The 4,345-nt window shown below is 66.2% G+C and carries 3 protein-coding genes; 1 reads left to right on the top strand and 2 read right to left on the bottom strand.

The genetic code is table 11. From position 1 onward, the window contains the following. Positions 1-2,372, bottom strand: a 2,372-nt coding sequence (locus tag VFH65_RS12125; protein WP_353321738.1) for a family 1 glycosylhydrolase, incomplete at its 3' end; no start/stop codon positions are given. Here VFH65_RS12125 and VFH65_RS12120 point away from each other — a divergent pair. After that, on the top strand, positions 2,365-2,517 hold the full coding sequence (locus tag VFH65_RS12120; RefSeq protein WP_353321737.1) for a hypothetical protein: 153 nt from the start codon (positions 2,365-2,367) through the stop codon (positions 2,515-2,517). The genes VFH65_RS12125 and VFH65_RS12120 overlap by 8 nt on opposite strands. A 257-nt stretch (positions 2,518-2,774) precedes the next feature. Here the strand turns inward: VFH65_RS12120 and VFH65_RS12115 are convergent. Beyond that, positions 2,775-4,345: FAD-dependent oxidoreductase (locus tag VFH65_RS12115; protein WP_353321735.1), on the bottom strand; the 1,571-nt coding region annotated here is incomplete at its 5' end.

Genomic DNA, 4,345 nt, shown 5'->3' with positions numbered 1-4,345 from the left:
GAGATGCTCGCCGGCTTGGGCGTGCGCTCCAGCTCAGGAGTCGTCGGGTCGGACCCGTACAGGCCGAACTGCAGGTGATAGCCCTCTGACCATTCGAGGTTGTCGACGAACGACCAGTAGGTGTAGCCACGGATGTCAGTGCCGTGGGCGACCAGGTCCTGCACCACCGCGATGTGGTTGACGATGTAGGAGGGCCGCTTCGAGTCGTTCGCGTCGGCGATGCCGTTCTCGGTGACCCACAGCGGTACGCCGTATGAGGCCGCGACTTCGAGCACCTCGCGGAAACCGCCGGGGTCCGTTGGCTGGTTGAAGTCGCTGCATGTGGGCGATTCCGCCGCGCATCGGACCGGAAGGCCTTGCAGGAACGGGAATCCCGGGATAGGTGCGAAGCCGAAGCCCTGCATCGGTTGCGATCCGTAGTACTGCACGCCCATGAAATCGACTTTGTCCATGAAGTCGGCGTGCACCTCGTCGGGCGTCTTGATCCCGTCGAAGTTCGCGTCGACCCACCCGTCGATCACCGCGTTCGGGAACCAATGGTTGTAGTAGCTGTTCCAGGCGTCGGCCGCTTGAACATCGAGCGGGCTCACCGGGTTGGCCGGGCGCGCCGGAATCATGTTGTTGGTGAACCCGACGAACGCCGCTGGCTGGCCCGTTGTTGCAACCTTAATGTCCCACAAGTGGATCGCGTCATAGGCAGCCACGTGACCCTTGGCCTCGTTGACGAGGAAGGTCGAGGCAAGGTCGGGCCGGATGACGCCGGGCGGCCAGTTCGGAACGAGGCCCGGTATCGCGAGGAACTCGGTCAGCACCGGAGGGAAGGGCTCATTGAGCGTCGCCCAGTTGTCGACCTGATCGCCGTACTTCCATGCGAGGTATGCGGCATACTTCTCGAATTCGACAGGCGTGCTTGACGACAGCCATCCCGCGGCCGGCGCCGGCAACCCGAGCTGGATCAGGGGTCGCGCCGTGATCGGGTCGTGCACCCACGCCGGCAGCGTGAAGTGGTTGACCGTGACGAACGGTTCCAGCCCGCGTGCGCGCAGTGCGGTGAACACGGCCCGGTAATGCTGGACCTCGGCTTGATTGGCCAGCGCGTCCAGCTCCTGAAGATCGCCAAGGCTGACGGTGCCACCTTCATCCGAGATGTCGATGGCGGCGGTGGAATTCGGGAAGATGCGGCTCCATTCGACGCCCATTCTGAACGTGTCCATGCCGAGCGCGTCGCGCGCCAACACCGCGTCGGCGTCGTAAGAGATGTAGGCGCCGGGGCCGTTTTCCGGCACGCCTTTGGTGATGCCAAGGAGTTGGTTGATCGGGTCGTGCACCCACTTGTACCAGTCGGAATTCGGGTCCACGGGCGAGCCGGGCCCGCCCTCGGCCTGGAACCCGGAGTGCGCGACGCCCCAGTGGAAGTCGTCGGGGACTGACAAGTCAACGCCCGCAACGGGTGTGACGTTGACGGTGATGGCCTTGGCCACGCGGTGACCGCCGCCGGGATAGAGCAGGTTGCCCAGGATGGGTACGAACTGCAACAACCCGAGGGGGCCGTTGATGTGCAGGCCGGCGGCTTCGTCGTCGACGACCACGACGAACGTGTCCGTGCCGCCGACAGCGGCCATGGCGTTCATCGGCCGGTACGTGAAGTTGCCGTTCGCGTCGATCGAAACCGTTCCGCCGTTGAGTGGTCGGCCGATGACGGTGTAGGTCAGCGGGTCGCCATCAACATCGGCGGCACCGATGTTGCCCTTGACCACCGGGTCGCCATCGAGGTTCAGGCTTTGGGTGTTCTGCACGGGGTTGTAGTTGATGGTGGGCGACTCGTTGAAGAATTCGCGGCGTACCCAGGCCAGCAGCGTCCACAGCGACGGGTCGGCTGGCGGCGCAGGAAGGCCTGCGGCGAACGGGCTCAAGAACGCGGTGACGAGGTCCGACACGACGCCCAGCGCATAGCTGACCAACGTGCCTGGATCGAATGCGGTCGGCCAGGGCCGCAAGGACGGGACGGCCGGCGGTGTCACCGCGGTCGTCTCAACGGCCGATGGCGATGACATCGTCTGTGCTGCAAAAGAACTCACGTCGGGCCCGGTTTCGGCAGCGCCTTGGGTATCGGCGTCGACTGTCACCTCGGTGGCGTCGACCTCGCTGGCGGGCGGGTCGGTGGCCTGCTCGGCTTCTGGCGCAGGCCCGTCCGAGGACGCGGCTTGCGCCGTCGGCTCACTGGTCGGGGTAGCGGTGGGCTCCGGGGTCGGGGTTGGGGTCGCGGTGGCCTCCGCGGTTTCCGTCGGCTCCGCGGTTTCCGTCGGCTCAGCGGTTTCCGTCGGCTCCGTGAGGTCATCGTCCGTACTCGTCTGGGCACCGCCCGTGCTCACCACAACGCCTGGCGGGGCGGCAGACGTCGTCGACCCGGTGGACGTCGACGTGGTGGTCGACAGGGAGTCACCGGCGACGGGATCCGTCTCTGGTGACGGTTGGTTCTCGGCTGATTCCGTCGGATCCGGTGCCGATGTGCCTTGAGGCTCTGACGTCGATTCCGACGATGGCTCGGACGGGGGCGTTTCGGCCCACGCCAACCCGGGAGATCCCGTGATCACCGCAGCCCCGACTCCCAGAGCAACGGCCAAACCGCCGACACGACCTACATATGCTGCGGCATTCACAATGGTCTCCCGTTCCGCCCAACAGTCGCGGGTGTCAGGGATTGGGTTTACTACCTTTGCGCTACGCGTGGTGTCGGAATCGACGACTTTGGCGTGGGCGGATCGAGAATGCGGCTAACGACGCAGCCCGGCCAGGATGCGCTCGCGCATGGGCGGGGCGGGTGCGGTCGATGCGGCTGCCAGCATCTCGGCGACCGTGGTGAACTTGTCGCGCGGCCTCTCGTCACCGCCGCGCGCCACCTCCGCAGCGTCGATCGCCTTCCATCCGGCGGCGTTGACCACGTTGGGCTTGCGGCTGCGCACGAGTTTGTCCAGCGCGCCCGGCTTACCGGCAGGGTCGGCGAGCAGGCCGGCGTTGTAGTCGGCGACCAGGTTGCGCACGGTCTGCCCGGCGCACGACTTGTTGGTCCCGATGAACCCGGTCGGCCCGCGCTTGATCCAGCCGGCAACGTAGCTACCGCGCAACGGTGCGCCGGCCGCCGGGTCGACGACGCGACCGCCGTCGTTAGGCACTACGCCGGCCGACTCGTCGAACGTAAGATCACGAATCGGCTTGCCGTGGTAGCCAATTGACGTCAACACCAAACCGGCCGACAGCTGACGTACCTCGTCGGTGCCGGTCACGACGAACTCGATTCCGTCCGCGCGCCCGGCGCCGACGATCCGCTTCGGTGTCAGCCGGTACGCCAACCGGATTCGCGGCCGGGTGGTCGGCGCGGATGCATCGCCGAGCTTGGAAAGGATCTCCAGCTTGTTGCGGGTCAGCGGGTCGGTGGCTTCAGCCAGGTCGCGGACAACCAGGTCGTGGTCGGCGGCATCAAGAACGACATCGCATGTCGACGTCAGGCCGATCAGTTCGGGCAGCGTGAATGCGGAGTCGGCGGGGCCGCGGCGCGCGGCGATCACCACCTCGTTGACACGCGAGGCGCGCAGCGCCGCAAGCGCATGGTCGGAGATGTCCGTGCGCGCCAGCGCATCCGGGTCCGCGGTCAGGATGCGCGCAACATCGAACGCGACGTTGCCGTTTCCGATGATGACAACCCGCTCGCGACCCAAATCGACTGGTAGATCGGTGAATTCGGGATGACCGTTGATCCACGCGACCATCTCGGTCGCGGTGCCGGTGCCCGGCAGGCCCATGCCGTCGATCTCCAGCCGACGGTCGTTGGGCGCGCCGACGGCGTACAGCACCGCGTGATGATGCGCGAGCAATTCGGCGTGGGTCAGGTCGGATCCGACCTCGACGTTGAGATAGAAGGTGAATCCAGGCAGCCGCGTCACTTTGTCGAACAGCTTCGTCACGCGCTTGGTGCTCTGGTGGTCGGGCGCGACGCCTGCGCGCACCAACCCGTATGGGGTTGGCAGCTTTTCGAAGACGTTGACCCGAACGCCGCGCTGGGTGAGCAGTTCGTCGGCCGCATACATCGCCGCGGGGCCGGAGCCGACAATCGCCACTGTCAGTGGTCCGCCCGAAAGTGCATGAACCAAGGGAGCGTCGATGACCGGCGCCAACTTCGAGGTCGGCGGCAGCTTGCCCTCGGGCTCCGGATAGAACGCCGCGTTGAGCGCGACGAACGGCAGCTGTTTGGGCTCCAGCCGGCTGTCGGGAGCAATCGCTCCGACAGGGCACGCGCTTACACAGGCACCGCAGTCGACACACGCCGCCGGGTCGATGTAGAGCATCT

This window comes from Mycobacterium sp. (genome assembly GCF_035697385.1).
Lineage (GTDB): Bacteria > Actinomycetota > Actinomycetes > Mycobacteriales > Mycobacteriaceae > Mycobacterium.
This window is presented reverse-complemented; position numbering and strand designations above follow the sequence as displayed.